A 25,057-nucleotide genomic window follows, 5' to 3' on the forward strand; every position below is an offset into this window, starting at 1 on the left:
ATTGAGCGGAGAAAAAGGTCGAAAGCACATCATTATCATAAGTGATGATTGACTCATCATACCAGTAGATCTATAAGCCTCTCGAATTCGAGAGGAGATCTGCATGACGACGATCGCGCTCTTTGGCGCCGGCGGAAAGATGGGCTACCGGCTGGCCAGCAACCTCAAGGCGTCGAGCTTCGAGGTGCGGCATGTCGAGGTGAGCGCAGCTGGTCAGGAACGTCTCAAGACCGGCCTTGGCCTCGACAGCGTCGCGCCGGATGCCGCTCTGGAAGGGGTCGACGTGGTCATCCTCGCCGTGCCGGATACGCTGATCGGCAAGGTTGCCGCCGGCATCACCGACAAGCTCGAGCCTGGCACCATGGTGGTCGTGCTCGACGCCGCCGCGCCTTTCGCCGGCCATCTGCCCGATCGCCCGGACCTGACCTATTTCGTAACCCATCCCTGCCACCCGCCGATCTTCAACGACGAGACGGAGATGGCCGCCAAGCAGGACCATTTCGGCGGCATCGCTGCCAAGCAGCACATCGTCAGCGCGCTGATGCAGGGCCCCGAGAGTGCCTATGCGCTTGGCGAGGAGATCGCCAAGGTGATCTGGGCACCAGTCATGCGCTCCCATCGCGTCACCGTCGAGCAGATGGCGCTGCTGGAGCCGGGTCTGTCAGAGACCGTCTGCGCGACCCTTCTGGTGGTGATGCGCGAGGCCATGGACGAGGTCGTGGCCCGGGGCGTTCCCCACGAGGCGGCTCGCGACTTCCTGCTCGGCCACATGAACGTGCTCGGCGCCGTGATCTTCGACGAGGTCAAGGGCGTGTTCTCCGACGCCTGCAACAAGGCCATTGCCTTCGGCAAGCCAGCCCTCATGCGGAACGATTGGAAGCGGGTCTTCGAGCCGAACGAGATCGCCGACAGCATCCGCCGCATCACCTGAACGGGACCTTGCGACAGCCGTCACCCCTTGGTGGCGGCTGCCCGCATTTGACCGGGCTTGCCGACGATCCGTCGAGCAGCCTACCGCCGGCGCCCTCCATAAAAGAACACACAGGAGGCGACGCTTTGCTCATTGGGAGGAAAAATGAGCTCGAATACCCTCGCGATCGCCCCCGTCGAACGGTCGGCCATTCGTAAGGCGACCTGGCGCCTCGCGCCGTTCCTGGGCCTGATGTTCTTCATCAACTTCCTGGACCGGACCGCAATTTCCTTCGCCGGCCCGCACGGCTTGACCAAGGATCTCGGGCTTACCGCCACGCAATTCGGCTTTGCCGCCGGCATCTTCTTCATCGGCTACATCCTGCTGGAAATTCCCAGCAATCTGGCCCTGCATAAATTCGGCGGCCGCCGCTGGCTTGCCCGCATCATGGTGACCTGGGGCATCGTTTCGCTGCTGTTCACCTGGGTCAGCGGCGTTACCGAGCTTTATGTCCTGCGTTTCCTGTTGGGCATCGCCGAGGCGGGCTTCTTCCCCGGCGCGATCCTCTATCTCAGCACCTGGGTGCCGGCCCGCCACCGGGCCAACATTCTCGCCCTCTTCTACATCGCCCAGCCGATGACGACGGTGATCGGCGCGCCGCTGGCTTCTTCCCTGATCCAGGCCCATGGCTTTTTCGGCCTCGAAGGCTGGCGGATCATGTTCTTCGGCGTCTCGATCCCGGCCGTCCTGGTCGGCATCGTCACCTGGTTCTACCTGCCGGATTCACCCAAGGACGCGAAATGGCTGAGCGCCGAGGAGAAGGCCTGGCTCATCGGCGAACTTGCCCGCGAGGACAGCACCAAGCGCGAGCCGCACAATGGTTCGATCGGCGCGGCCCTGTCGAGCGGCCGGGTCTGGATGCTGGCGCTGATCTATTTCGGCATGATCTATGGCCTCTACGCACTGGCCTTCTTCCTGCCCACCATCGTTTCCGGCTTCGAGGCGAAGTTCGCCACCAAGTTCACCGTGTTCCAGGCCGGGCTGGTCATCGCCATTCCCTATCTTCCCGCGGCAATCGCGCTCTATCTGTGGAGCCGGGACGCGACGAAGCGCGGGGTCCGGGCTTGGCATATCGGTATTCCGGCCCTGGTCGGCGCGGTCAGCATCCCGTTGGCTCTCTATATGCCGTCGCCCGAGACCACGGTCGCCTGCATCACCGTCACGGCCTGCGCCATCTTCGCGGCCCTGCCGAATTTCTGGTCCCTGCCAGGGCGTTTCCTGTCGGGTGCAGCGGCCGCTGCCGGCATCGCCCTCATCAACACGATCGGCAATGTCGCCGGCTTCGCCGCACCCTACGTCACCGGCGCCGTCAAGGACTACACCGGCCTCTACCAGGCCCCGATGATCATCGTGGGAGCCTTCATGCTGCTCTCGGCCGTCCTCGCCTTCCTGGTCGGACGGGAGATCAGGAAAAGCGGGGAGGCCTCGCAGGCCTACGCAGCCCTCAAGCCATGAGGGCGTATTCGCGCCAATAGCCAAGAAAGACCCGCCGGATGCAACCGGCGGCCATCACAGACTGAACCGCCAACAGACAAATGGGAGGACGACATGAGCTTGAAACGACTTTTGCTGGGCGCTGCGCTTGCCGGCGTGATGGCATCAGCGGCAATGGGCACGGCCCTGGCCGCCGATCTCATCGCCATCATCACGCCGTCGCACGACAACCCCTTCTTCAAGGCGGAAGCGCAGGGGGCCGAGGTCAAGGCCAAGGCGCTTGGCTATGACACGCTGGTGCTGGTGCATGACGATGATGCCAACAAGCAGTCGCAGCTGATCGACACCGCCATTGCCCGCGGCGCCAAGGCCATCATCCTCGACAATGCCGGTGCCGCCGCCACGGTGGCCGCCGTGCAGAAAGCCAAGGATGCCGGCGTGCCGTCTTTCCTGATCGATCGCGAGATCAACGTCGCCGGCATTGCCGTCGCCCAGATCGTCTCCAACAACTACCAGGGTGCCCAGGCCGGCGCGCAGGAGTTCGTCAAGCTGATGGGTGAGAAGGGCAATTATGTCGAACTGGTCGGCCGGGAGGCCGACACCAATGCCGGCATCCGCTCCAAGGGCTATCACGACGTCATCGACGACTATCCCGACCTCAAGATGGTTGCGCGCCAGTCGGCCAATTGGAGCCAGACCGAGGCCTACAGCAAGATGGAGACCATCCTGCAGGCCAATCCCGACATCAAGGGCGTGATCTCCGGCAACGACACCATGGCGATGGGGGCGATCGCCGCGCTGCAGGCCGCCGGTCGCAAGGACGTGATCGTGGTCGGCTTCGACGGTTCCAACGATGTGCGCGATTCCATCAAGCAGGGCGGCATCAAGGCAACGGTCCTGCAGCCCGCCTATCTCCAGGCCCAGACCGCCGTCGAGCAGGCCGACACCTACATCAAGACCAAGAAGGGCCCCGCGCAGGAAAAGCAGCTGATGGATTGCGTGCTCATCACGCCCGACAATGCCGGCAAGCTCGAAACCTTCGCGCTGGCGAATTGACGCTGCGATGAAGATTGCCCGGGATCTGCCTCCCACGGGGCGTCCCGGGCCTGTTCCTGATCCCGACAATCGAGGCCGGAGCCAATCCATGCCCAGGCTTGCCAACAGGCTGATGATCGCCGCCATGGCGCTCACCCTTGCAGCGTGCAAGATCGCGCCGACTGCCGAAGTACAGGCTGCCCGACAGGTCGGCGCTTCGGGCGTTGGCCCCGTCTTCGACCCGGACAAAGCCGTCGACGCGATCTGGGCAGCCAAGGTCCTGCCCTATCTCAAGGCGAAGGCGGGCGATTTCGTCGTCGTCCGCGACCTCGCCGCGAAGAATGCAGACGAGGCCGGGCAGAAATATGGGTATCGCGCCAAGGAAGGCACCGTGCCCTGGACCTATGTGGTCAAGGCCGAGGGCCGCGTCGTGGCGGCGAATACCGGCTCGCGCGCCGCCACCATCGACGTCGATGTCGACGGGGATGGCAAGGCCGACATGGTGGTGCAGATCGGTCCGGCCCTGCGCGGCACTGCGCTGCGCGACAGCCTGGATTTCGTGTCCTTCAACGCCTTCACCAACCAGATCGAATACGCCCAGTTCGGCAAGGCCTTCAACGCCCGGGTCAATGCCGATGTGCTGCAGGCTTTGCCGCGTGAAAAGCTGGTCGGCCGCTCCGTGACGGTGCTCGGCGCCTATGTGTTGGAGCCGGGCGGCAAGCCGCCGCTGGTGACGCCGGCCGAACTGAGCCTCGGGGCAGGGTCATGACCCAGGAAGGCCGCCCTGCCATGTCCGATGACGACGTCGTCCTGCGCCTGGAAGGCGTGTCGAAGGTCTATTCCGGCACGGTCGCCGTCAGGCATGCCGATTTCGACGTGCGGCGCGGTGCCGTGAACGTTCTGGTCGGGGAGAACGGCGCCGGCAAGTCCACGCTGATGAAGATCATTGCCGGGGTCGTGCAGCCCACGGACGGACGCATCCTGCTCGACGGCAAGCCTGTCACCTTCCGCGATGCCGGGGAGGCGGTGGCGCATGGCATCGGCATGGTGTTCCAGGAGCTCAACCTATTCGGCAATCTCTCGGTTGCCGAGAACATCTTCGCGGCCCGCGAAATCGTGCGGCTGCCCCTTGGCATCGACCATCGCGAGCAGGAGCGCCGTGCCGCCGAATTCCTGGAACGGCTGGAGGCCGGCATCGATGCCCGCACGCCGGTGGAGGATCTGCGCATCGGCCAGCAGCAACTGGTCGAGATCGCCAAGGCGGTGGCGCAGGATGCCCGCATCCTGATCATGGACGAGCCGACCTCCGCCCTCAGTGCCGCCGAGGTCGAGATCCTCTTCCGCGTCATCGCCGATCTCAAGGCGCGGGGCGTCGCCATCGTCTATATCTCCCATCGGCTCGAAGAGCTCATCCGCATCGGTGACTACATCACCGTGCTGCGCGATGGCCGTGTCACCGGGCAGGAGCGCATCGCCAATGTCGACGTGCCCTGGATCGTGCACCAGATGATCGGCTCCGACGCCAAGGACTTCGCCAAGACGCAGGATCATCCGCTCGGTCCGGAAGTCTTCCGCGCTGAGGACGTCTGCCTGCCGCGGGTGAGCGGAGGGCTCGCCGTCGACCATGTCTCCCTGTCGGTCAGGCAGGGCGAAATCGTCGGCATCTACGGATTGATGGGAGCCGGACGCAGCGAATTCTTCGAATGCGTGATGGGACGCCACCGCCACGCCACCGGCCGCCTTTTCGTCGACGGCAAGCCGGTGGCGGAAAAGGATGTGACGGGGCGCATCCGCCGGGGCCTGGCCCTGATTCCGGAAGACCGGCAGAGGGAAGGGCTGGTCAGCATCCTCTCGATCGCCGCCAATCTGTCGATGGCCTCCCTCGGTCGTTTCCTCGCCGGCTTCCATATCCGGCGGGCCCGCGAGCAGGCCGCCATTCGCGCCGCCGTCAAGGATTTGTCGATCAAGGTGGCCGATCCCGAGCTGGAGGTGAGTTCCCTGTCCGGCGGCAACCAGCAGAAGGTGGTGATCGGCAAGGCGCTGATGACCGGCCCGAAAGTGCTGCTGATGGACGAGCCCAGCCGCGGCATCGATGTCGGCGCCAAGGCCGATGTCTTCCGCACCATGCGGCGGCTCGCCGCCGACGGCCTCGGCATCCTGTTCGTCACCTCCGATCTCGACGAGGTGATGGCACTGTCGGATCGCATCGCCGTGATGAGCAACGGCAAGCTCACCGCCCTGTTCGAGCGGGCCGAGGCGACGGCCGCCAAGGTGGTGGCTGCCTCCGCGCTCGGCCATGGCCCCGTTCCTTCCCCATCTTCTGCAAATCACGGAGCGCCGGCATGACAGTCGCGCAGGACACCTTGAACCATCCGTCCGCCGGAAGCGGCTCGCTTGCGCTGAACCTGATGAAGCTGCGCACCTTCATCGCCCTGTTCGCCGTGCTGATCTTCTTCTCGCTGGCGGCGCCGAACTTCCTCAGCACGGCCAATCTCATCCTGATGTCGAAGCACGTGGCGCTGAATGCGTTCCTGGCGATGGGCATGACCTTCGTCATCGTCACCGGCGGCATCGACCTGTCGGTCGGATCGATCGTGGGCCTGTGCGGCATGGTCGCCGGCGGACTGATCCTCAACGGCCTGGACCTTCGCATCGGCTACACCATCTTCTTCAACATCTACGAGGTGATGGCGATCACCCTGCTGGTGGGCATCCTGATCGGCGCCGTCAACGGATTGCTGATCACCAAGCTCAATGTCGCGCCCTTCATCGCGACGCTTGGCACGCTTTATATCGCCCGCGGCCTGGCGCTTCTCTCATCCGATGGCGCGACCTTCCCCAATCTGGTCGGCCGCGCCGATTTCGGTACGCAGGGCTATGCCGTCCTGGGAGCCGGACGCCTCCTCGGCCTGCCGGCCTCGGTCTGGATCCTTGCCGTGCTGGCGCTGGCTGCCGCCTATATGGCGCGCTGCACGCCACTCGGCCGCCACATCTTCGCCGTGGGCGGCAATGAGCGCGCCGCGGGGCTATCGGGTATCCGGGTCAACCGGGTGAAGCTCTTCGTCTACATGTTCTCGGGCTTTTGCGCCGCCGTCGTCGGCCTGGTGGTTTCCTCCGAATTGATGGCGTCGCATCCGGCCACCGGCGAGAGCTTTGAACTCAATGCCATCGCTGCGGCGGTGCTCGGCGGCACCTCGATGTCGGGTGGGCGCGGCACCATCGGCGGCACCATCATCGGTGCCTTCGTCATCGGCATTCTCTCCGACGGGCTGGTGATGATGGGGGTCAGCGAGTTCTGGCAGATGGTGATCAAGGGCCTGGTGATCGTCATTGCCGTGGTGGTGGACCAGGCCCAGCGCCGGCTGCAGCAGCGCGTTGCCTTGCGCCAGATGGCGAGGCTGGCCTGATGGCGTCCTATCGCGGTGCCTTGATCGGTTGCGGCTTCTTCGCCATCAACCAGCTCCATGCCTGGCGAGACGCCGAGGGCGTCGACATCGTCGCCCTCTGTGACCGCGACCCGGAACGTCTCTCCCATGCCGGTGAGCTTTTCGGCATCGACAGGCGCTATGGCGATGCCGAGCAGATGCTCCGGGCGGAGAAGCCGGACTTCGTCGATATCGCCACCACCGTGGCGAGCCACCGACCGCTCGTCGAGCTCGCGGCGAAGATGGGAATTCCAGTCATCTGCCAGAAGCCCTTCGCGCTTTCGATGGCGGATGCGCGCGCCATGGTCGAGGCTTGCCGCCACGCCGGCGTGCCGCTGATGGTGCATGAGAACTTCCGCTGGCAGAGTGCGATCCAGGCTGTGAAGACGCGTCTCGACGCCAATGCCATCGGCCGGCCCTTCTGGGCACGCGTGTCCTTCCGTTCCGGCTTCGACGTCTTCAGCGGCCAACCCTATCTCGCCGAAGGCAAGCGTTTTATCATCGAGGACCTAGGCATCCATATCCTCGACATCGCCCGCTTCCTGTTTGGCGAGGTGACTCAGCTGAGCGCGCGCACCCAGCGGGTCAACCCTGCCATCAAGGGTGAGGACGTCGCCACGATGCTGCTCGATCACGAGGGCGGCCTGTCCTCGGTGGTCGACTGCAGCTATGCCACAAGGCTGCCGGTCGATCCTTTCCCCGAGACGCTCGTAGAGATCGACGGTTCGGCGGGCACGCTGCGGCTCGGCACGGGCTATCGGCTCGTCGTGAACGGGCCCGGCGGGCGCGAGGAGGTCGACCTGTCGCCGCCTCTGCTGCCCTGGGCCTCGCGTCCCTGGCACAATATCCAGGAGAGCGTGCTCGCCATCCAGCGCCATTGGCTGCATTGCCTGCGCAACGGCAAGGAACCCTCTACCAGCGGGCGGGACAACATCGCCACGATGGCCCTGGTCGAGGCGGCCTATGCCAGCGCCGCCAGTGGCCAGACGATCGAGATGGCCTCGATCTGATGCCGCCCGCCCCATGAGCCACGAGGCGTCGGCATCCCTGGCGCTTCGTTCCTCCCGCTGGGGCGTTTAGGAATTGTCTGGAAATAACTGAAACGCCGCCTTTGTCATGCCCGGGCCTGACCCGGGCATCCAGCGGCCCCGTCTTCAAAAGACTGGATGGGGAGCTGGATTGCGGGGTCAAGCCCGGCAATGACAAAGGTCAAACCAATTCAATTCGTTTATTCTTCGACGCTTTCTCAGGCCGACGCTACGGTCTGGTGAACGTAGAGCGAGGCGGAACGATCGAGGTGTCGGACCATCGCCTGTTCGGCCCCGTCCGGATCATGCGCGATGATGCGGTTGAGGATGTCCTCATGCTCGGACAAGGTGTAGTTCTCCTTGCCGGTCCAGATCAGCAGGTCGGTGTGGTACTGCTTCAGCCAACCGAGCATGGCCTCGCTCATCGCCTCGAACAGCGGGTTGCCGGAGATGGCGGCGATGCGCGTGTGGAACAGCATGTCCGCATTGATGAAGGCATCGGCGTCGCCAAGGCTTGCGCGCTGGCGCGCCAGGGCTTCCTGCAACCCGGTGACCGCCTGTGCGTCGGCCTTCTGCGCCGCCTGGCGCACCATGCCCAGCTCGAAGAAACGGCGCGCCTCCTTCAGATGCTCCAGCGAGGCCGGGGAGCTCGACAGGAGCACGCTGGCGGCATCGTCGACCTGCTGGAAGATCGATTTGGCGGTCGGCTGGCGAACGCGCGCGCGCTCGCCATGGGAAATGGTGAGCAGGCCGAAAATGCTCAGCTGCTGCATGGCTTCGCGGATGGCGGGACGGCCGACACCAAGGCGGTCCATCAATTCGCGTTCGGAAGGGAAGGGGTCTCCCGGCTGCAGTTCCCCGCCAGTGATCAGCGCCTTGAGGCGGTCGAAAACCTCGTCGGAGAGCTTGCGACGGACAATGCGTTGATCGGTGAGGGGCATGGGGCATTCCGATTGAGGCAGTGGGTTCGGCGGTCTTTGCCGCCTGTTCTTCCGCGAGGCAAGTCCGCTCCTGCAACAGTGCCACCGCTGTCTGGAAACAGACAAGGCGAATTTCCGTTGCTTCAACTTAAGTCATGATATACTCATCATACCTGTTAAGCAATTCCAGACCGGGCGCTGCGAGTGCCCAGACTGAATGGGTACCATGTCCGTCATCCGCATGACCTATCGCATCGAGACGGCCGGCGATGTCGAGAAGCTGGCCGCCAAGATTGCCAGTGATCAGTCGACCGGTACCTTCGTCAGCCTGCCGGGCGAGACGCCGGAGCTCAAGGCGCGTGTCGCCGCACGGGTCGCGGCAATCCGCCCCCTGGAGGCCTTGGATGTTCCCTCGATTCCCGACCCGTCGGCACCGGTCGGCGCAATCTATCGGCGTGCCGATGTCGACATCGATTTTCCGATCGAGGCGATCGGCACCGACCTGGCGGCGCTGATGACGATCACTATAGGCGGCGTCTATTCGATCAAGGGGTTCAGCGGTATTCGCGTCGCTGGCATGCAATTGCCAGAGGCCTTCACGGCTGCCTATCCCGGCCCGCAATTCGGCATGGCGGGTACCCGGCGGCTGACCGGCGTCGTCGATCGGCCGGTGATCGGCTCCATCGTCAAGCCTGCCTTGGGCCTGCGCCCGCCCGAATCGGCCGAACAGGTGCGCGAACTCGTCGAAGCCGAGGTCGACTTCATCAAGGACGACGAGAAGTTGGCGAGCCCGGCCTATTCCAGCCTCGAGGATCGCGTGAAGGCGATCATGCCCGTCATTCTCGATCATGAGCAGAAGACCGGCAAGAAGGTGATGTATGCCTTCGGCATCTCGCACAGCGATCCCGACGAGATGATGCGCAACCACGACATCGTCGTGCGGGCCGGCGGCAATGCTGCGGTGATCAACATCAATTCGGTGGGCCTTGGCGGTCTGTCTTTCCTGCGCAAGCGCTCGCATCTGGCGTTGCACGCCCATCGCAATGGCTGGGATATCCTCACGCGGCATCCCGGCCTCGGCATGGATTTCGAGGTCTACCAGCAGTTCTGGCGGCTGCTCGGCATCGATCAGTTCCAGATCAACGGTATCCGCGCCAAATACTGGGAGTCGGACGAATCTTTCGTGCGCTCCTTCCAGGCGGTGACGACGCCCCTGTTCGAGGGCGATGTCTGTCCCGTGCCGGTCGTCTGTTCGGGCCAATGGGGCGGCCAGGCGCCGGATACCTATGCCCGTACCGGCAAGACCGTGGACCTGCTCTATCTGTGCGGTGGCGGGGTGGTCAGCCATCCCGGCGGCCCGGCGGCGGGCGTGCGCGCTGTCAGGCAAGCCTGGGAGGCCGCGGTCGAGGGCGTGCCGCTCGAAGCCTATGCGCGCGAGCATCGCGAACTCGCTCAATCCCTGCAGAAATTCGGCGCGGACGCCGCTGCATCCTGAGCCCCACAAGGAAAGAACGATGCCGGGCTTGCTGCTCTCCTATTATGGCGACGACTTCACCGGCTCCACCGATGTGATGGAGGCACTAGCCTCCCATGGCGTGCGTACCGCCCTGTTCCTGCAGCCGCCCACCGCGGCGCAGCGCGAACGCCTGGGTGAGTGCGACGCCATCGGCCTCGCCGGCACCAGCCGCAGCCAAAGTCCGGCCTGGATGGATGCCGAGCTTACCCCGGCCTTCGAATGGCTGAAGCAGCTCGGAGCAGGCGTCTGCCACTACAAGGTCTGCTCCACCTTCGACTCCAGCCCGGCGATCGGCAATATCGGCCGCGCCATCGAGATCGGCAGCAAGGTCTTCGGACAGCGGCAGGTTCCACTGGTGGTTGGGGCCCCGCAGCTCCGGCGCTACACCAGCTTCGGTACCCTGTTCGCCGGCTATCAGGGCCAGGTCTATCGCATCGACCGCCATCCGGTGATGAGCCGCCATCCGGTGACGCCGATGGACGAGGCGGACCTTCGCCTGCACCTTGCCCGGCAGACGCGGGGCAGTATCGGCCTCGTCGACATCGCGGCGCTGGCAGCGGCCGATGCCGACGACATCGTCGATGCCGTGCTGGCGAGAGGCGAGGACATCGTCCTCCTCGATGTCAACGACGATGCCACGCAACTGCAGGCGGGGCGCCAGCTTCTGCGCCTGCAATCAAGGCTTGGGCCCTTCATGGCCGGGTCTTCGGGTGTCGAATATGCGCTGCTGCGCGCCTGGCAGGAAAGCGGGGTAGTCGGCGGGAAAACCTCCTTTGCTGCGCCCGGCATTGCCGATCGCATCGCCGTGGTGTCGGGGAGCTGCTCCCCCACCACGGAGCGGCAGATCCGCCATGCCACCGCCAACGGGTTCGACGGCGTTGCGCTGGACCCGCGTGCGCTCATCAGCCATGGCGAGGCGGCCATTGCCGAAGCCGTCACCACCGGCCTTGAAAGGCTGGAGCAGGGACGCAGCGTCGTCCTCTACACCGCGCTCGGACCAGGCACCGACATCGGTGACGGGTTCGAGGATGACGGGGACCGCAACCGCATCGGCGTGGCGCTGGGCCGGATCCAGAAGGCCCTCGTCGAACGGGCGGGCCTACGCCGGGCGGTCATTGCCGGCGGTGATACGTCGAGCCACGCCTTGCGCGAGCTCGGGATCTTCGCGCTGACGACGAGGCTGCCCTTGCCGTCATGCCCCGGCTCCCCCCTGTGCACGGCCTATGCGGCCGCGCCGGCCTTCGATGGCCTGGAGATCGCGCTCAAAGGCGGTCAGGTCGGCGGCGACGACTATTTTTCGATGATACGCGACGGCCGCAGCTCGGTTTGATCACAACGGCCGATCGCATTTCTCTCAGCTGCTGCAAAGGGAAGAGGGATCAGTCCGTCTTGTCCCGGGTTTCGGGGGAAGACAGGACAATACCGGTCATCGGTTCGACCCAGCTGATATTGTCGCGTACCGATTGCACGCCGGGCGTGTTCTCGGCGATGATTCGGATGGCGCTGCGCTGGTTTTCATCCGTGATCACACCGCTCAATTCCACCCGGCCGTTCTGGACCTCGACCCGGATGGCGCCGGCCGGCGCCCATGGCTGGGCCTGGAACTCGGCCTCGATCGCGGCCTTGATGCCTTCGTCGCTGACCGGCTGTTCCTCATAGGGCTGGCGCAGGAACTCGGCCAGGGTCCGCACCAGATCCGCGCGGGACAGCAGGCCGACGACCCGCTCGTTTTCGACGACGGGCAAGCGCTTGATGCCGTGCTGTTCCATGAGGAGCACGGCTTCCTCGAGCCGCTGGTTCGGAGCGACGACGACGACGTCCCTGGTCATCACTTCATCGACCCGCCGCCCATGGGTCTGTGCATAGGCCTGTGCCAGGTGCCCTGCCTTGAACAGGGAACTGAACCAGCTTGCCCCGATCTTTTCCGTGCCGAGTTCGGGGCGGCGCAGCAGGTCCCCTTCGCTGAGGATTCCGGCCAGCCGCCCGTCCTCGGTGACAACGGGCAGGCCGCTTATGTGCGAGCGGACCATGAGGTCGATCGCCTGGGATAAAGTGGCTTGGGGCGTCACGCTGACGATGTTGCGTGTCATCACGTCTACGACCCGCATGGTGGCCTCCTTACTGATGGGTGGGCGGCCGGGATATGGCGCGACCCCTGGTTGCTGTCGGATAGCGGCTGAAGCGCAGGCTGCATTGATCTCACGCAAGGCCGCGTGGTTGGCGCCGGACTGGGCGAACCTCAATTCGTGCCATGCGGCCAGACCCAGTTCTTGATCTCGGGCATGTCGTCGCCGTGGCGGCGCACATAGTCCTCATGCTCGATCAGCTTGTTGCGCAGCGCCTGCTTTACATGGGCGGCCGCCGGCAGCAGGCCAGGGATGCGATCGATGGCGGCTATGGCGAGATGGAACCGATCGAGACCGTTCATCACCGTCATGTCGAAAGGCGTCGTGGTCGTGCCCTCTTCCTTGAAGCCATGCACGTGGAAATTGTCGTGATTGGTCCGCCTGTAGGTCAGGCGATGGATGAGATAGGGATAGCCATGATAGGCGAAGATCACCGGCTTGTCGGTGGTGAACAGCCCGTCGAATTCGCGCTGCTCGAGCCCATGCGGATGCTGGCTGGGATCCTGCAGGGCCATGAGGTCGACCACATTGACGACACGGATCTTCAGCGAAGGGCAATGCTGGCGCAGCAGGTCGACGGCAGCCAGCGTTTCCAGTGTCGGCACGTCGCCGGCGCAGGCCATCACCACGTCGGGTTCGCTGCCCTGTTCGTTGCATGCAAAATCCCACAGGCCGATGCCGGCACGGCAATGGCGTACCGCCGCTTCCATGTCCAGCCATTGGGGAGAAGGCTGCTTGCCCGCGACGATGACGTTGATGCGGTCGTAGGTGTGCAGGCAGTGGTCGGCGACATAGAGCAGCGTGTTGGCGTCCGGCGGCAGGTAGACCCGGACGATGTCCGCCTTCTTGTTGGCGACAAGATCGATGAAGCCCGGATCCTGGTGGCTGAAGCCATTATGGTCCTGGCGCCAGACATGGGAGCTGAGCAGATAGTTGAACGAGGCGATCGGCTGGCGCCAGGCGAGCTCGCGCGACACCTTCAACCATTTGGCATGCTGGTTGAACATGGAATCGACGATGTGGATGAAGGCTTCGTAGCAATTGAACAGCCCGTGGCGGCCGGTCAGCAGATAGCCTTCCAGCCATCCCTGGCATAGATGCTCGCTCAAGACCTCCATCACGCGCCCGTCCGGCGACAGATGGACGTCTTCCGGCAGGCGAGGCTCCATCCAGGTGCGATCCGTTACCTCCAGCACGGCATCGAGCCGGTTGGACGTGGTCTCGTCCGGTCCCATGATGCGGAAATTGCGGGCCTCGGCGTTGAGGCGCATCACCTCGCCCAGATAGCGGCCGAGGACCCGGGTCGCCTCTGCATTGCTCTTGCCGGGCGATGTCACCGCGACCGCGAAAGCGCGCGGGTCGGGGCAGTGCAGGTGATATTTCCGGCCGCCATTGGTGTGGGGGTTGGCGCCCATGCGCCGGTCTCCCTTCGGAGCGAGCGCCTTCAGGTCCGGCAGGAGGTGGCCTTCGGCATCGAAGAGCTGGTCGGGCTGGTAGCTTCGCATCCAGGATTCGAGCAAAGCCAGATGACCGGGCTTTTCCGCAAGGCCGCTGAGCGGCACCTGATGGGAGCGCCAGAAGCCCTCGGTCTTGAGGCCGTCGACCTCCTTGGGGCCCGTCCAGCCTTTGGGGCTGCGCAGCACGATCATCGGCCAGCGCGGACGCCCCGTCTCGCCTTTGGTACGGGCCGCATTCTGGATGGCGCGGATGCGGCCAAAGGCCTGATCGAAGGCCGCAGCCATGGCCTGGTGCATCAAGGCGGGCTCCGACCCCTCGACGAAGAGGACTTCGTGACCGAGGCCCTCGAAGAGCTTGCGGATTTCCTCGTCCCCGAGCCGGCCCAAAATGGTGGGGCCAGCGATCTTGTAGCCGTTGAGATGCAGGATCGGCAGCACCGCGCCGTCATGGACGGGATTGACGAACTTGTTGGAATGCCAGGATGCGGCGAGGGGGCCGGTCTCGGCCTCGCCGTCGCCGACGACGCAGGCGACGATCAGGTCCGGATTGTCGAAAGCCGCGCCATAGGCGTGAACCAGGGCATAGCCCAGCTCACCGCCTTCGTGGATCGAGCCGGGCGTGTCCGCGGAAGCGTGGCTGGGGATGCCGCCCGGAAAGGAGAATTGCCGGAACAGGCGGCGCAGCCCATCCTCGTCCTCGGCGATCTCCGGATAGATCTCGCTATAGCTGCCTTCCAGATAGGTGTTGGCCACCATGGCCGGTCCGCCATGGCCCGGCCCGCAGATGAAGACGACATCGAGGTCGTCGCGCTTGATGACGCGATTGAGATGCGCATAGAGGAAGTTCAGGCCCGGCGTGGTGCCCCAATGGCCGAGCAGCCGCGGCTTGACATGGTCGAGCGTGAGGGGATCGCGCAGGAGCGGATTGTCGAGGAGGTAGATCTGCCCGACCGACAGATAGTTGGCAGCACGCCAATAGCGGTCGATGAGGGCGAGTTCTGCGGGCTTCAAGGCTGTGGTCATGGCAAGGTCTTCGAGATTTCCAGGAGGGCGGGATGGGGTGCTGGTCGAAGGTGCTTCCAGTTAAACGGCCATGGCGCCGAGAAGTTGCCGATTGCGCAAAACGATCCGGCGGGCATTGGACAGGCCGAGCACGCCCTTGCCGTGAAGCTGGGAGATCACGCGCGAGACGGTTTCGAGCGTCAGGCCGAGATAGTCGCCGATGTCGCGGCGACACATCGGCAGCTCGAACATGCCGGCCACGGCAAGCCGCCGATCCATTTCGAGCAGGAAGGTGACGACACGCTCGAGGGCCGTCTTGCGGCCGAGCAGGATCATATGGTCTTCGGCATGCCTGAGGTCCCGCAAGGCCAGCGCGCGCAAGGCGTTGGCGACGCCGATATCCTTGAGGGCCGCCTCTTCCAGGCTCTTGCGCCGCACCAGCCGCACCGTGGTATCGACGACCGCGTCGGCGGTCATGCGATGCACCGACCCCATCTCCAGGCCGAAGATGTCGCCGGGCAGGTGGAAGGCGCCGATCTGCCGGCGGCCATCGTCCAGGAGCTTGCAGGTACGAACCGCGCCGCTGATGACTTCGTAGACATAGTCCGCCGGCTCATCGTCGCCATAGATCTCCTCGCCCTTGTCATAGCCATGCACCGTCCCGAGCAGCGTAGGCAGCAGCGTAAAGCCGGAGGAGCCGAAACTGGCGGCGCCGATGGCGACAGGTGGTGGCGCGTCGGCGTTCGGCCGGGCGGACATTTCGTGGCGAGAGAACATCGTGGCCATCTCCTGGATGCGGCGGATGGCCAAGTCGTAGGCCCGAACGAGGCCTGCGAAAATTTCGGTCGAATCCCTAGGGAAGGACCCCTAAGGGCCTTACCGGATGTCGCGGGGGAAGCTCCTGTCGGCGATGGCCGCGCGGACATTGGCAACCAGGCTTTCGGCGATATGAGGCTTGAGCACGACGTGCTGGATGCCGGCACGGTGCGCCTTGTGCTCGATCGTCTCGTCGGGATAGCCGGTGATCAGCACCACGGGCCCGCCTTGTCCTCTCGCGCGCAGATGGAGGGCGAGTTCGAGACCATCCATCTCCGCCATCTTGTAGTCGATGACGAAACAGTCGGGCGCGAAGGAGGCCATCTGCGACAGGCAGTCGACGCCGCTCGAATAGGTGCGTACCGTGAAGTCCTCGGCTTCCAGAAGGAAGCGGAGCGAGCCGAGCACGTCGCGGTCGTCATCGATGACGGCAATTACGAAGAGAGGCTGAGAGGACGTCATGGCGGTTCCCGGCACCGCAGGGGCCCGGACGGGACGGTGCAAAGAGGGAGCATATGCCGGTGTTCCCGGTGCGGAATTGATGCAGCTCAAGGTCCGGCCCTGGCGCCGGTCTGATGCGCGGCGGAGCTATTGCGATACGCAGGCGATCAATCGATCAGGGCACCGCTGCGTATCGCCTGCCTGACCAGTTCCGAGATGCTGCCGGCATGCATCTTCATCATGACATTGGCGCGGTAGACCTCCACCGTGCGTGGGCTGATATCATACTCTTTGGCGATCGCCTTGTTGGAGAGGCCCGCAACCAGGCCGTTCATGACCTGTCGCTCGCGCGGACTGAGGGAGGCGAGGCGGGCTGCCAGTTCGCTTGCATCCGCAGCGACCTTGGTCGCCTTGCTGCTTTGTTCGAACGCCGCCTGCAGGACATTGATGAGACGTTCGTCCTCGAAAGGCTTTTCCATGAAATCCAGTGCGCCGAGTTTCATGGCCTCGACCGCGAGGGGAACATCGCCATGGCCGGTCATGACGATCACCGGCAGATCGGCAGCTGTCGCCTTCAAACGCTTGAGCAGCTCGATGCCATCGATCTCGGGCATGCGAATATCGGTGACGACGCAGCCGAAGCCGAGCCGGGGCAGGGCCTCGAGAAAGTGCTCGGCTGTCTCGAAAGCGGTGACGGCAAAGCCGGAGGTCGACAGGAGGAACGCCAGCGAATCCCGTACAGCCGCGTCATCGTCGATGATAAAGACCCTGGCATTGTTAGGCATCGGAAGAAGTCTCGGACAAGTTCTGGGAGTCGGCAAGGGTGCCGAGCGGCAAGGTGAACTGGAAGGTGGCGCCGCCGGCCTGATTGGTCTCGGCCCACATCTTTCCGCCATGGGCTTCGATGATGGAGCGGCTGATGGAAAGGCCGACGCCCATTCCGGTCTGCTTGGTGGTGAAGAAGGGCTGGAACAGGCTCGAGCGGACGTCCTCGGCAAAACCATGGCCGGTATCTTCGACGCGAATACGTATCATGTCGTCGCCGAGCGGGGCATTGGCAACGGTTAGTTCACGCCGCGGGGAGCCCTGCATGGCTTCGAGCGCATTGCGGAAGAGGTTCACCAGGACCTGCTGGATCTGGACGCGGTCCGCCAGGACGAGGTCGCAGGCGGGATCCAGGTCGAAACGCAGGACAATTCCCTGTTCGCGGGCGCCGACCAGGCCGAGCGCTCCTGCCTCCTCGACGAGCTTGGCGATACTCTCGATGCGTTTCTCGCTCTCGCTTCTCGTCACGAAGCTGCGCAGGCGCCGGATGATCTGCCCGGCCCGCAAGGCCTGCTCCGCTGCCTGATCGAGCGCGGTTTCGACCCTGTCGAGGCCTTCGAGGTTGGAGGCGCTCAGCAGGCGCCGCGAACCCTTCAGGTAGTTGCTGATCGCCGCCAGGGGCTGGTTGAGTTCATGCGCCAGGGCGGAGGCCATCTCTCCCATGGCGCTCAGCCGTGACATATGCACGAGTTCCGATTGCAGTTCGGACAGGCGGGCCTGCGTCTGCTGATATTCCGTCAGGTCCCGTACGAACCCGGTGAAGTAGCGGCGCCCGCCCGACTGCATTTCGCCCACCGACAAGTGCATCGGGAAAGTGGAGCCGTCCTCGCGCTTGCCGGTGACGATGCGGCCGATGCCGATGATGTGGCGGTTCCCGGTATGCTGATAACGATGCAGGTAGTCGTCGTGGCGCGACCGGTCCGGCTCCGGCATCAGGATACTGACATTCTGGCCGATCGCCGTTGATCCGGCATATCCGAACAGCCTCTCCGCCGCGCGGCTGAAATACTGCATGATCCCGGCTTCGTCGATGACGACCATCGCATCGGGAACCGTCTCCAGGATGGAGCGAAGATGCTCCTCGCGCGTGCGCAAGGCCTCTTCGAGACGCTTTTCCTCGTCGATGTCGATGACGATGCCGCCCAGGCAAATTGCCCTGCCGTCTTCGCCCTGCTGGACACCGCCCCGAAGGCGCAGCCAGCGGCCGGGGCTGTTCTCGGCACGGACGCGGCAGGAAATGTCGAAGGCTGAACCCGATGCAATCGAGGCGCTGAGTGCGGCCGTCGCTGCCTCGATGTCGGCGGGGTCCAGCAAGGCAAGGAAAGTGCGGTCGTCGAGGGCCTGCCCGGCGCTATATCCGAGGAGCGCGCGCGTCGTGTCCGATATGTTCAACGTCCGGGAGGCGACATCGAAGATCCAGGTGCCGATGCCCGTGCAGTCGAGGCCGGTCCGGATCGCGCGATCCTCCTGGCCTGGAACAGACCCATCCTGCAATGGTGCGACCACATCCGGCCTCCGCGAGAGATTTCCTCTATAGAGGGAGGCGGAGGCGATCTTTCAAGAAGAATTGTTCAAAACGGGGAGCAGTTACGGGCCCATTTCGGGTGGCGATCGGTTGGTTTTCGACAAAGGCCCGGCCGGCGATTTCATTTTGGGTGAATCGGCTGCCTTCCCAGACGCCAAATTGGACAATCTTGCGCTGGATCAATTCGCTCGCACCGTGAAGCCCTTCAATGGAGCCATGTATCGACCCGGCATCGTTGAAGGGGGATAACCATGGCAACGTCCACAACCTTGAGAAAATCTTCTTCCGCGACCTCTCATGTCGTTGCCGACCAAGGTGAGGTGATCGATTTTCTGCTTTCACCCGGTACGCATGGCAGGACCGAGCCGGTAGAACGCATCGACACCCACGGTGCGATCGTCTTCCTGGCGGGAGACCGTGTCTACAAGCTCAAGCGAGCCGTTCGCTTCCCGTTCATGGATTTGTCGACGGTGGAACGCCGGGAATGGGCTTGCCAGCGGGAGGTCGAGGTCAACAGCGCCTATGCGCCGCAGATCTATCTCGACGCCGTCCCGATCACCAGGTCCGGCGACGGGCTGCAGTTGCACGGCGAAGGGGAGGCCGTCGACTGGGTCGTGCGGATGAGACGCTTCGACGAAACCGGCACGCTCGACCGGCTCGCCGACCGAAACGCAATCAGCGAGAGCCTCCTGGCCGAGATCGTCGCGGCCGTGCTTGCTTCCCATGAACAGGCCCCGATCCGAGATGGCCTGGAGGCTGCCCGGAGCCTGGAACGCTACATCCGGCAGAATGACGAGGCATTTCGCGAAAGCCCGACCTTGTTTCCGCTGCAGGAAATCGAGGTCCTGACCGAGGCGGCCAGCCGGGCTCATCGCGATTGCTTCGATCTCCTGATCGAACGCGGCAAGGCTGGTTTCGTCAGGCGCTGCCATGGGGATCTGCATCTGCGCAACATCGCCGTCATCGACGGGCGGGCCACCTTGTTCGACGCCATCGAATTCGACGAGGCGATCGCGACCTGCGACGTGCTGTACGACCTGGCTTTCCTGCTGATGGACCTCTGGGATCGCGGGCTGCATCGCCATGCCAATGTGGTGCTCAACCGTTATTTGTGGGAAGCGTCCGAAGCTCATCTGGCCGGCCTTGCAGCCTTGCCTCTCTTCCTGTCCATCAGGGCAGCCTTGCGGGCCAAGATCGCAGCTGCAGCGGCGATGGTCCAGGCACCGTCGGAGGCCGAGGCAAGCCGGCTGGAAGCCCGGCGCTACTTCGAGCTCGCGCGTCGTTTCCTGGGCAAGCTGCCGCCACGGCTGGTGGCGATCGGCGGCCTGTCGGGCACGGGCAAGACCACATTGGCGCTGGCATTGGCCCCGTTCCTGGGCAGGGCGCCCGGTGCCGTCGTCCTGCGCAGCGACATCGAGCGCAAGCGCCTTGCCGGCATCGAGCAGACACAGAAGCTGCCATCCTCGACCTATACGCCGTCTTCCAGCACCGCCGTCTATGACACGCTCAGCCGCAAGGCGGATGTTGTCCTGGCTGCGGATTGCAGCGTCATCCTGGATGCCGTCTATGCGAATTTGCCCCAAAGGCACGTCGCGGAGGGCATAGCGCTGCGTGCCGGCGTCGGCTTCACCGGTTTCTGGCTGCACGCGCCGCTGCCCGTCATGGAGCAGCGCGTAGCCAGCCGGGCGAACGACGCCTCCGATGCCGATGTCAACGTGGTGCGCAAACAGGCGGACTATGATCTGGGGCGTATTTCGTGGCATCGTCTCGATGCCACGTTGCCGCGCAAGGATGTCGAAGATGAAGCCCTGTCGTGCCTGGCGCTCAGATGCGCGAATGGCAAGTCCCGCACAGACTGATCCGGGCGGAAAGCTGCCCGGCAGGGCAAGATCGGCATGAGCCAGACCGAGATCCTTGCCCGCCTTGCGGTCGCCCTCGGCATTGGCCTGCTCGTGGGCCTGGAAAGGGGCTGGCGGACCCGCGAGGAGGAGGATCACCAACGGGTCGCCGGGCTTCGTACATTCGCGCTTGCCGGACTCACCGGAGGCGTCGCCGGCGCCCTGTCCCATGCGGTCGGTCCGGTGATCCTCGGCTTCGTGTTCCTGGGGTTCACGGGTGCCCTGACGACGTTTCATTGGCTGGAGGCGAAGGCCGAGGGCAATTTTTCGGCGACCTCGCTGGTGGCGGGATTGCTCACCTTCCTCCTCGGCGCCTATGCGCTGACCGGTGAGGTCCAGATTGCTGCCGCCGCCGGGGTGGCAATGACGATCCTGCTCGCCTTGCGGGAACAGTTGCACGGGTGGGTGCGCGGACTGACCTGGCCGGAGATCAAGGCCGTGCTGGTGCTGCTCGCCATGTCCTGCGTGCTGTTGCCCATCCTGCCGGATCGAACCGTCGACCCGTGGCAGACCCTCAATCCGTGGCAGCTCTGGTTGTTTGCGATCCTGATCGCCGGGATTTCCTTCGGCGGATATGTCGCCATCCGCCTGTTCGGCGACAGGCTCGGCGTCATTCTGGCCTCCCTCGCCGGGGGCCTGTCGTCCTCCACCGCGACCACGATGGCTCTGGCCCGTATGGCCGGAACCCATCCGCAATCCTGGTCGATCCTGGTTGCGGGCATGCTGTCGGCGGGCGCCATCATGGTGCTGCGTGTCGGCCTCATCGCTGCCCTTCTCAATCCGGGCCTGCTCGCCAGCCTGGCCTTTCCGGCCCTGGCTGCGGCGGTGACGCAGGCGATCGGCGCCTGCGTTCTGGCCATCAGGCGTGTGGACCACGAGGCCCCGAAGCTGGAGCTTTCCAATCCGCTCGAACTCGGTTCGGCACTCAAGCTGGCAGCCTTCATGGCTGTCGTCCTGGTGGCAGGCAAATTGCTGCAGCAGGCCTATGGAGGAGCGGGCGTCATGATGCTCGCGGCGGTGTCAGGTTTGGCGGATGTCGATGCGGCCACCGTTTCGATCGCCCGCATGAGCCTTGCCGATCTTGGCCTTGGTTCCGCCGCCTTGGCCATCGGCCTGGCTGTCGCCGTGAATGCCTTGGCAAAGGTGGGCATGGCCGCCTATGCCGGGGGATGGCGTTGCGCCCTGCCTTTCGGCGCGATCAGCCTGCTTGCCGTGGCGGCGGGAGGAGCCGCCGGTTATCTGGCGAGCATGCGTTAGCGCGAACGCCTATTCACCGTCGAGTTTGGCGAGAAGCCCGAGCGCCTCCTCGGCTATGACCTGTTCCTCGTTGGTCGCCATCACCAGGGCGCATATCTCGCTGGTATCGGCGCTGATCCGGCGTGCATTCTCGCTATTGGCCTCGAAGTCGAGATCGAGGCCGAGCCAGGCGAGGTGGCCGCAGACCTTCTCTCGGATGAGGGGCTGGTTCTCGCCGATGCCGGCCGTGAAGACCAGTGCATCCAGCCCGCCGACGGTTGTCGCCAGCGCCGCGATTTCCCGGGCGATCCGCAGGCAGAACAGGTCGATGGCTTCGGCCGCCTCGGCTGCATCGCTGGCCAGGAGGTCGCGGGTATCGGCGCTCAACCCCGAGATCCCGAGCAGGCCGGAGCGGTGATAGAGCAGATCTTCGAGAGCCTCGGGCGAATAGCCGCGCTGCTTCATGAGATGGAGCGGGACGCCGGGATCCAGGGCGCCGCAGCGCGTGGCCATGGGAATGCCGTCCAGGGTCGAGAACCCCATCGAGGTATCGCGGCTGACCCCGTCGGCGAGTGCGCACAGGCTTGCGCCGCTGCCCAGATGGGCGACCACCACCCGTCCGGTGGCCAGGCGTGGTGCGATTTCTCTCAGCCTGCCGGCGATGAATTGATAGGACAGGCCGTGGAAGCCGTAGCGCTTGATGCCCTGGTCGAAGAGATCGCGAGGCAGCGCGAAGCGACGGACGATATCGGCCTGGGCATGATGGAAGGCGGTATCGAAGGAGGCGGTCTGCACCAGGTGGGGGCGGAGGTGCCGGACGGCCCGGATCAGCCGCACACTTTGGGGCTGGTGCAGCGGAGCCAGGGGAACCAGGTCCTCGATGGCGCTCAAGGTCGCATCGTCGATCAGGGCGGCCCGCGAGAAGACGTCGCCGCCATGGACGACGCGGTGGCCGACGGCCACCAATTCGTCGAGAGAAAAATGTCTGCTCAACAGGTCGAGGGTCTCGTCGATGACGTCGTGGAAGTCCTCGGTGGCTGAGGCCTTCAGGGGAATATCGACGACCTCGGGACCCTCCACGATGTGGAGACCGAGCGGCTTGCGGCGAAGGTCGATGATGCCCATGCCCAGGCGTTCGAGCTTCCTGTCCTCACGCTTGAACAGCCCGAGCTTGATGGTGGAGGAGCCGGGATTGCAGGTGAGAAGGATGCCGTTCATCGAAAGATTTTCCTTTGGCCGCCACTCTGGCGAGTGCGATCGAGATGGAAGCAACGTCGGCCGAGTATGATCTGCCGGTGAGGACGCCTGGTGTCAGAGCGCAGAAGGCGGGACCCGCCGCATCTGACTCTTTTGGTAAATCAATTGCCGGCCCGGGATGTTCCCGGCTTGGAGCCCCGGCACGACCAGAGTGTCCATCGGTCCTGCGTGGGCGGCAGGCCAACCTATTCGAGAGCGCTTTTGGCTGGCCTTGATGCAGCTCAATGTCGGGGGAAACGCCGAGCCTAGAACAAGAGTGTCATCCAAGGAGATCCGCCGTGCCACTTCGCTGCATTCTGGTTCCCACCGGCCCGGGCATCCGGCCCGAGCGTCGTCTGGCGGCCGCATTGGGGCTCGCCAGGCGCACGCATGCCCATATCAACACACTCTATGTCAGGCCGGACCTGGAGATCGTGGCTCCGCCCGTTCTTCTGGTCGGCGCAGGCGGTGTCCCGCCCCAATGCAATGCTTCCTGCGAGGCCAAGGCTCTGGCCGCGGCTGGCAGGCAGGCATTCGAACGCTGGTGTTTCAGCAGTCGGGTCGAGCTGCAGCCCAATCGCCGGCTCGATGCCACCTTCGCCTCCTGGACCGAAAGGGGCGGCGACGTCGAGACGCTCGTGGCGCTCAATGGCCGCGTCAATGACCTCATCATCGTCGACAACCCGACCAAAGGCGGGCCCTTCGATGCAGCGGCGTTCGACGCGGCGGTGTTTTCTTCGGGGCGACCGACCCTGATGCTGGGGGAGCGCCTGCCGGACAATCTGCTCCGGCATGTCGTGATCGCCTGGAACGGCAGCCTGGAAGGGGCGCGTGCCGTCGGCCAGTCCATCTCATTGCTGCATGAGGCGGAACGCATCTCGATCGTCACCATTCCCTCCGAAGCAGACCGGCAGAACGGCATCGCGGATCTGGCCGACTATCTGCACTGGCACGGCGTGATCGTGGAGAAGGCGGGGTTGGTGCCGGATCTCGCCGGAAGCGATGGCGAAAAGATCCTGGCAGCCTGCGACCGGGCTGGCGCGACGCTGCTGGTCATGGGGGCCTACACCCATAGCCGCCTGCGCCAGACCTTCCTCGGCGGCTTGACCCAGCATGTGCTCGACAGAGCAGAACTCCCCGTTCTGATGGCGCATTGATCGGGCCGGCTGGCCGTGGCGGCGTTTCCGGCCCGCGAAGGCGAATGTTAGGATCTGCGAACCTATGCTCGCCGAATTGACGAGGAGCGGGGCGAGGCAGCCTGGGCCGGAAGGCTGCGCCATGCCCGATCAGGCCGGAAGGACGCCATGGCGGCTTATTGGAATGCATTGTTCGGCGGAATGCTGATCGGAGCCGCCGCCGTGCTCCTTCTGCTTGCCAATGGCAGGGTGGCAGGCATCAGCGGCATTGCCGGTCGCCTTCTGGCAGGCCAGCGCGTTGTCGACAATGGCGCCTTTGTCGTCGGGCTGGTGCTCGGCCCGATCGTCCTTGCCGTCTCCAATGGATCTCTGCCTGCCATGACCGTATCCACGCCCTGGCCGCTGGTCGTGCTGGCAGGCCTGTTGGTCGGCTTCGGCACGCGGATGGGATCGGGCTGCACGTCCGGGCACGGCATTATCGGCCTCGCCCGTTTTTCACGGCGCTCGATTGCGGCAACCGCCATGTTCCTGGGCGGCGGCTTGCTCACGGCATCCTTGCTGGAGCTGGTGCGATGAAGGACGGCAACCTGTTCCGGCCGGCCGTATCGCTGCTGGCCGGCATGATTTTCGGACTGGGGCTTGCGATATCGGGCATGATCGATCCCGCCCGCGTGCTCGGCTTCCTGAACGTTGCCAGTGGCCATTGGGATCCGAGCCTGGTCTTCGTCCTTGCAGGCGCTGTGCTGGTCGCCATTCCCGGTGTTTTCCTGCAGCGTCGCCTGTCTCGTCCCTGGCTCGACGAGCGCTTCCATCTTCCTGCCAAGACCAGGATCGATCGGCCGCTTCTCCTCGGCGCCTTGCTCTTCGGCGTAGGCTGGGGCCTTGCCGGATTTTGCCCGGGACCAGCGATCGCGGCGCTGTCGACGGCGAGACCGGTCGTGTTGCTGTTCGTCGCCGCAATGATCCTGGGAATGCTGGCCTGGTCCCGCCTTTTCGCGAAAGCGGGAGATTGACCTGCGGCATCCGGCGGC

The 25,057-nt window shown here is 64.5% G+C and carries 22 protein-coding genes; 14 read left to right on the forward strand and 8 right to left on the reverse strand.

Annotated features, from left to right (window positions below):
- Positions 1–103: 103 nt before the first annotated feature.
- From ACIGJE_RS27800 to ACIGJE_RS27830, 7 genes are all read left to right on the forward strand, one after another.
- Positions 104–931, forward strand: coding sequence for a phosphogluconate dehydrogenase C-terminal domain-containing protein (locus tag ACIGJE_RS27800; protein ID WP_415084499.1), 828 nt, complete (start codon positions 104–106; stop codon positions 929–931).
- A gap of 144 nt (positions 932–1,075) precedes the next feature.
- Entirely contained in the window at positions 1,076–2,425 is a 1,350-nt protein-coding gene (locus ACIGJE_RS27805) for an MFS transporter (protein ID WP_415084501.1), read from the forward strand.
- A 93-nt stretch (positions 2,426–2,518) separates the two neighbouring features.
- Positions 2,519–3,460, forward strand: a complete 942-nt coding sequence (locus ACIGJE_RS27810) for a D-ribose ABC transporter substrate-binding protein (RefSeq protein ID WP_367624558.1) — start codon at positions 2,519–2,521, stop codon at positions 3,458–3,460.
- Between the two features lie 88 nt (positions 3,461–3,548).
- Complete coding sequence (locus ACIGJE_RS27815) at positions 3,549–4,208, forward strand: DUF2291 family protein (RefSeq protein ID WP_415084503.1); 660 nt, start codon at positions 3,549–3,551, stop codon at positions 4,206–4,208.
- Positions 4,209–4,228: 20 nt separating this feature from the next.
- Positions 4,229–5,785, forward strand: coding sequence for a sugar ABC transporter ATP-binding protein (locus ACIGJE_RS27820; RefSeq protein ID WP_367624556.1), 1,557 nt, complete (start codon positions 4,229–4,231; stop codon positions 5,783–5,785).
- Positions 5,782–6,846 carry an ABC transporter permease gene (locus ACIGJE_RS27825; RefSeq protein ID WP_311943500.1) on the forward strand — a complete coding sequence of 355 codons (1,065 nt, stop codon included), beginning with the start codon at positions 5,782–5,784 and terminating at the stop codon, positions 6,844–6,846. Before ACIGJE_RS27820 ends, ACIGJE_RS27825 begins: the two co-directional genes overlap by 4 nt.
- Positions 6,846–7,874 carry a Gfo/Idh/MocA family protein gene (locus tag ACIGJE_RS27830; RefSeq protein ID WP_415084506.1) on the forward strand — a complete coding sequence of 343 codons (1,029 nt, stop codon included), beginning with the start codon at positions 6,846–6,848 and terminating at the stop codon, positions 7,872–7,874. Before ACIGJE_RS27825 ends, ACIGJE_RS27830 begins: the two co-directional genes overlap by 1 nt.
- 236 nt (positions 7,875–8,110) lie before the next feature.
- Here ACIGJE_RS27830 and ACIGJE_RS27835 read toward each other — a convergent pair whose 3' ends face one another.
- Complete coding sequence (locus tag ACIGJE_RS27835) at positions 8,111–8,833, reverse strand: transcriptional regulator NanR (protein ID WP_311943496.1); 723 nt, start codon at positions 8,831–8,833, stop codon at positions 8,111–8,113.
- Between the two features lie 205 nt (positions 8,834–9,038).
- Here ACIGJE_RS27835 and oiaX point away from each other — a divergent pair, with 205 nt between their 5' ends.
- Both oiaX and ACIGJE_RS27845 read left to right on the forward strand, forming a co-directional pair.
- A complete protein-coding gene (oiaX, locus tag ACIGJE_RS27840) occupies positions 9,039–10,307 on the forward strand; it encodes a 3-oxo-isoapionate-4-phosphate decarboxylase OiaX (protein WP_483680987.1) in 1,269 nt (422 codons plus the stop codon).
- 19 nt (positions 10,308–10,326) lie between these two features.
- Positions 10,327–11,658 carry a four-carbon acid sugar kinase family protein gene (locus tag ACIGJE_RS27845; RefSeq protein WP_415084510.1) on the forward strand — a complete coding sequence of 444 codons (1,332 nt, stop codon included), beginning with the start codon at positions 10,327–10,329 and terminating at the stop codon, positions 11,656–11,658.
- Between the two features lie 49 nt (positions 11,659–11,707).
- Here the strand turns inward: ACIGJE_RS27845 and ACIGJE_RS27850 are convergent, their stop codons facing one another.
- The 6 genes from ACIGJE_RS27850 to fixL all read right to left on the reverse strand — a co-directional run bounded on the left by ACIGJE_RS27850 (position 11,708) and on the right by fixL (position 18,450).
- Positions 11,708–12,436, reverse strand: coding sequence for a CBS domain-containing protein (locus tag ACIGJE_RS27850; protein ID WP_415084512.1), 729 nt, complete (start codon positions 12,434–12,436; stop codon positions 11,708–11,710).
- Between the two features lie 131 nt (positions 12,437–12,567).
- Entirely contained in the window at positions 12,568–14,934 is a 2,367-nt protein-coding gene (locus ACIGJE_RS27855) for a phosphoketolase family protein (RefSeq protein WP_415084514.1), read from the reverse strand.
- A 60-nt stretch (positions 14,935–14,994) separates the two neighbouring features.
- The gene (locus ACIGJE_RS27860; protein WP_415084516.1) at positions 14,995–15,690 is read right to left on the reverse strand and encodes a helix-turn-helix domain-containing protein; all 696 of its coding nucleotides are present in this window, start codon (positions 15,688–15,690) and stop codon (positions 14,995–14,997) included.
- Positions 15,691–15,789: 99 nt separating this feature from the next.
- Positions 15,790–16,191 (reverse strand): response regulator, encoded by a 402-nt coding sequence (locus tag ACIGJE_RS27865; RefSeq protein WP_483680990.1) that lies wholly within the window; start codon positions 16,189–16,191, stop codon positions 15,790–15,792.
- A 146-nt stretch (positions 16,192–16,337) separates the two neighbouring features.
- Positions 16,338–16,955, reverse strand: a complete 618-nt coding sequence (gene fixJ, locus ACIGJE_RS27870; protein WP_367624549.1) for a response regulator FixJ — start codon at positions 16,953–16,955, stop codon at positions 16,338–16,340.
- Complete coding sequence (gene fixL, locus ACIGJE_RS27875; RefSeq protein ID WP_483681188.1) at positions 16,948–18,450, reverse strand: sensor protein FixL; 1,503 nt, start codon at positions 18,448–18,450, stop codon at positions 16,948–16,950. The genes fixJ and fixL overlap by 8 nt, the downstream gene beginning before the upstream one ends.
- Before the next feature lie 321 nt (positions 18,451–18,771).
- Here fixL and ACIGJE_RS27880 point away from each other — a divergent pair, with 321 nt between their 5' ends.
- Both ACIGJE_RS27880 and ACIGJE_RS27885 read left to right on the forward strand, forming a co-directional pair.
- Positions 18,772–20,379, forward strand: coding sequence for a bifunctional aminoglycoside phosphotransferase/ATP-binding protein (locus ACIGJE_RS27880; protein ID WP_483680992.1), 1,608 nt, complete (start codon positions 18,772–18,774; stop codon positions 20,377–20,379).
- A gap of 36 nt (positions 20,380–20,415) precedes the next feature.
- Positions 20,416–21,675, forward strand: coding sequence for an MgtC/SapB family protein (locus ACIGJE_RS27885; protein WP_483680994.1), 1,260 nt, complete (start codon positions 20,416–20,418; stop codon positions 21,673–21,675).
- Positions 21,676–21,684: 9 nt separating this feature from the next.
- Here the strand turns inward: ACIGJE_RS27885 and ACIGJE_RS27890 are convergent, their stop codons facing one another.
- Positions 21,685–22,872: an acetate/propionate family kinase gene (locus ACIGJE_RS27890; RefSeq protein WP_415084526.1), complete on the reverse strand. Its 1,188-nt coding sequence runs from the start codon at positions 22,870–22,872 to the stop codon at positions 21,685–21,687.
- A gap of 317 nt (positions 22,873–23,189) precedes the next feature.
- Here ACIGJE_RS27890 and ACIGJE_RS27895 point away from each other — a divergent pair, with 317 nt between their 5' ends.
- The 3 genes from ACIGJE_RS27895 to ACIGJE_RS27905 all read left to right on the forward strand — a co-directional run bounded on the left by ACIGJE_RS27895 (position 23,190) and on the right by ACIGJE_RS27905 (position 25,039).
- Positions 23,190–24,047 (forward strand): universal stress protein, encoded by an 858-nt coding sequence (locus ACIGJE_RS27895; protein WP_483680996.1) that lies wholly within the window; start codon positions 23,190–23,192, stop codon positions 24,045–24,047.
- Between the two features lie 114 nt (positions 24,048–24,161).
- On the forward strand, positions 24,162–24,602 hold the full coding sequence (locus ACIGJE_RS27900; RefSeq protein WP_483681190.1) for a YeeE/YedE family protein: 441 nt from the start codon (positions 24,162–24,164) through the stop codon (positions 24,600–24,602).
- Positions 24,599–25,039, forward strand: coding sequence for a DUF6691 family protein (locus ACIGJE_RS27905; protein ID WP_483680998.1), 441 nt, complete (start codon positions 24,599–24,601; stop codon positions 25,037–25,039). The genes ACIGJE_RS27900 and ACIGJE_RS27905 overlap by 4 nt, the downstream gene beginning before the upstream one ends.
- Positions 25,040–25,057: the final 18 nt, after the last annotated feature.

This window comes from Labrys sp. E2SS-1L (assembly GCF_057073705.1).

What these genes read in the sequence shown, in the direction of transcription:
- ACIGJE_RS27800 (WP_415084499.1), top strand. Translation starts at nt 104, where the DNA reads ATGACGACGATCGCGCTCTTTGGCGCCGGCGGAAAGATGGGCTACCGG.
- ACIGJE_RS27805 (WP_415084501.1), top strand. Translation starts at nt 1,076, where the DNA reads ATGAGCTCGAATACCCTCGCGATCGCCCCCGTCGAACGGTCGGCCATT.
- ACIGJE_RS27810 (WP_367624558.1), top strand. Translation starts at nt 2,519, where the DNA reads ATGAGCTTGAAACGACTTTTGCTGGGCGCTGCGCTTGCCGGCGTGATG.
- ACIGJE_RS27815 (WP_415084503.1), top strand. Translation starts at nt 3,549, where the DNA reads ATGCCCAGGCTTGCCAACAGGCTGATGATCGCCGCCATGGCGCTCACC.
- ACIGJE_RS27820 (WP_367624556.1), top strand. Translation starts at nt 4,229, where the DNA reads ATGTCCGATGACGACGTCGTCCTGCGCCTGGAAGGCGTGTCGAAGGTC.
- ACIGJE_RS27825 (WP_311943500.1), top strand. Translation starts at nt 5,782, where the DNA reads ATGACAGTCGCGCAGGACACCTTGAACCATCCGTCCGCCGGAAGCGGC.
- ACIGJE_RS27830 (WP_415084506.1), top strand. Translation starts at nt 6,846, where the DNA reads ATGGCGTCCTATCGCGGTGCCTTGATCGGTTGCGGCTTCTTCGCCATC.
- ACIGJE_RS27835 (WP_311943496.1), bottom strand. Translation starts at nt 8,833, where the DNA reads ATGCCCCTCACCGATCAACGCATTGTCCGTCGCAAGCTCTCCGACGAG.
- oiaX (WP_483680987.1), top strand. Translation starts at nt 9,039, where the DNA reads ATGTCCGTCATCCGCATGACCTATCGCATCGAGACGGCCGGCGATGTC.
- ACIGJE_RS27845 (WP_415084510.1), top strand. Translation starts at nt 10,327, where the DNA reads ATGCCGGGCTTGCTGCTCTCCTATTATGGCGACGACTTCACCGGCTCC.
- ACIGJE_RS27850 (WP_415084512.1), bottom strand. Translation starts at nt 12,436, where the DNA reads ATGCGGGTCGTAGACGTGATGACACGCAACATCGTCAGCGTGACGCCC.
- ACIGJE_RS27855 (WP_415084514.1), bottom strand. Translation starts at nt 14,934, where the DNA reads ATGACCACAGCCTTGAAGCCCGCAGAACTCGCCCTCATCGACCGCTAT.
- ACIGJE_RS27860 (WP_415084516.1), bottom strand. Translation starts at nt 15,690, where the DNA reads ATGTTCTCTCGCCACGAAATGTCCGCCCGGCCGAACGCCGACGCGCCA.
- ACIGJE_RS27865 (WP_483680990.1), bottom strand. Translation starts at nt 16,191, where the DNA reads ATGACGTCCTCTCAGCCTCTCTTCGTAATTGCCGTCATCGATGACGAC.
- fixJ (WP_367624549.1), bottom strand. Translation starts at nt 16,955, where the DNA reads ATGCCTAACAATGCCAGGGTCTTTATCATCGACGATGACGCGGCTGTA.
- ACIGJE_RS27880 (WP_483680992.1), top strand. Translation starts at nt 18,772, where the DNA reads ATGGCAACGTCCACAACCTTGAGAAAATCTTCTTCCGCGACCTCTCAT.
- ACIGJE_RS27885 (WP_483680994.1), top strand. Translation starts at nt 20,416, where the DNA reads ATGAGCCAGACCGAGATCCTTGCCCGCCTTGCGGTCGCCCTCGGCATT.
- ACIGJE_RS27890 (WP_415084526.1), bottom strand. Translation starts at nt 22,872, where the DNA reads ATGAACGGCATCCTTCTCACCTGCAATCCCGGCTCCTCCACCATCAAG.
- ACIGJE_RS27905 (WP_483680998.1), top strand. Translation starts at nt 24,599, where the DNA reads ATGAAGGACGGCAACCTGTTCCGGCCGGCCGTATCGCTGCTGGCCGGC.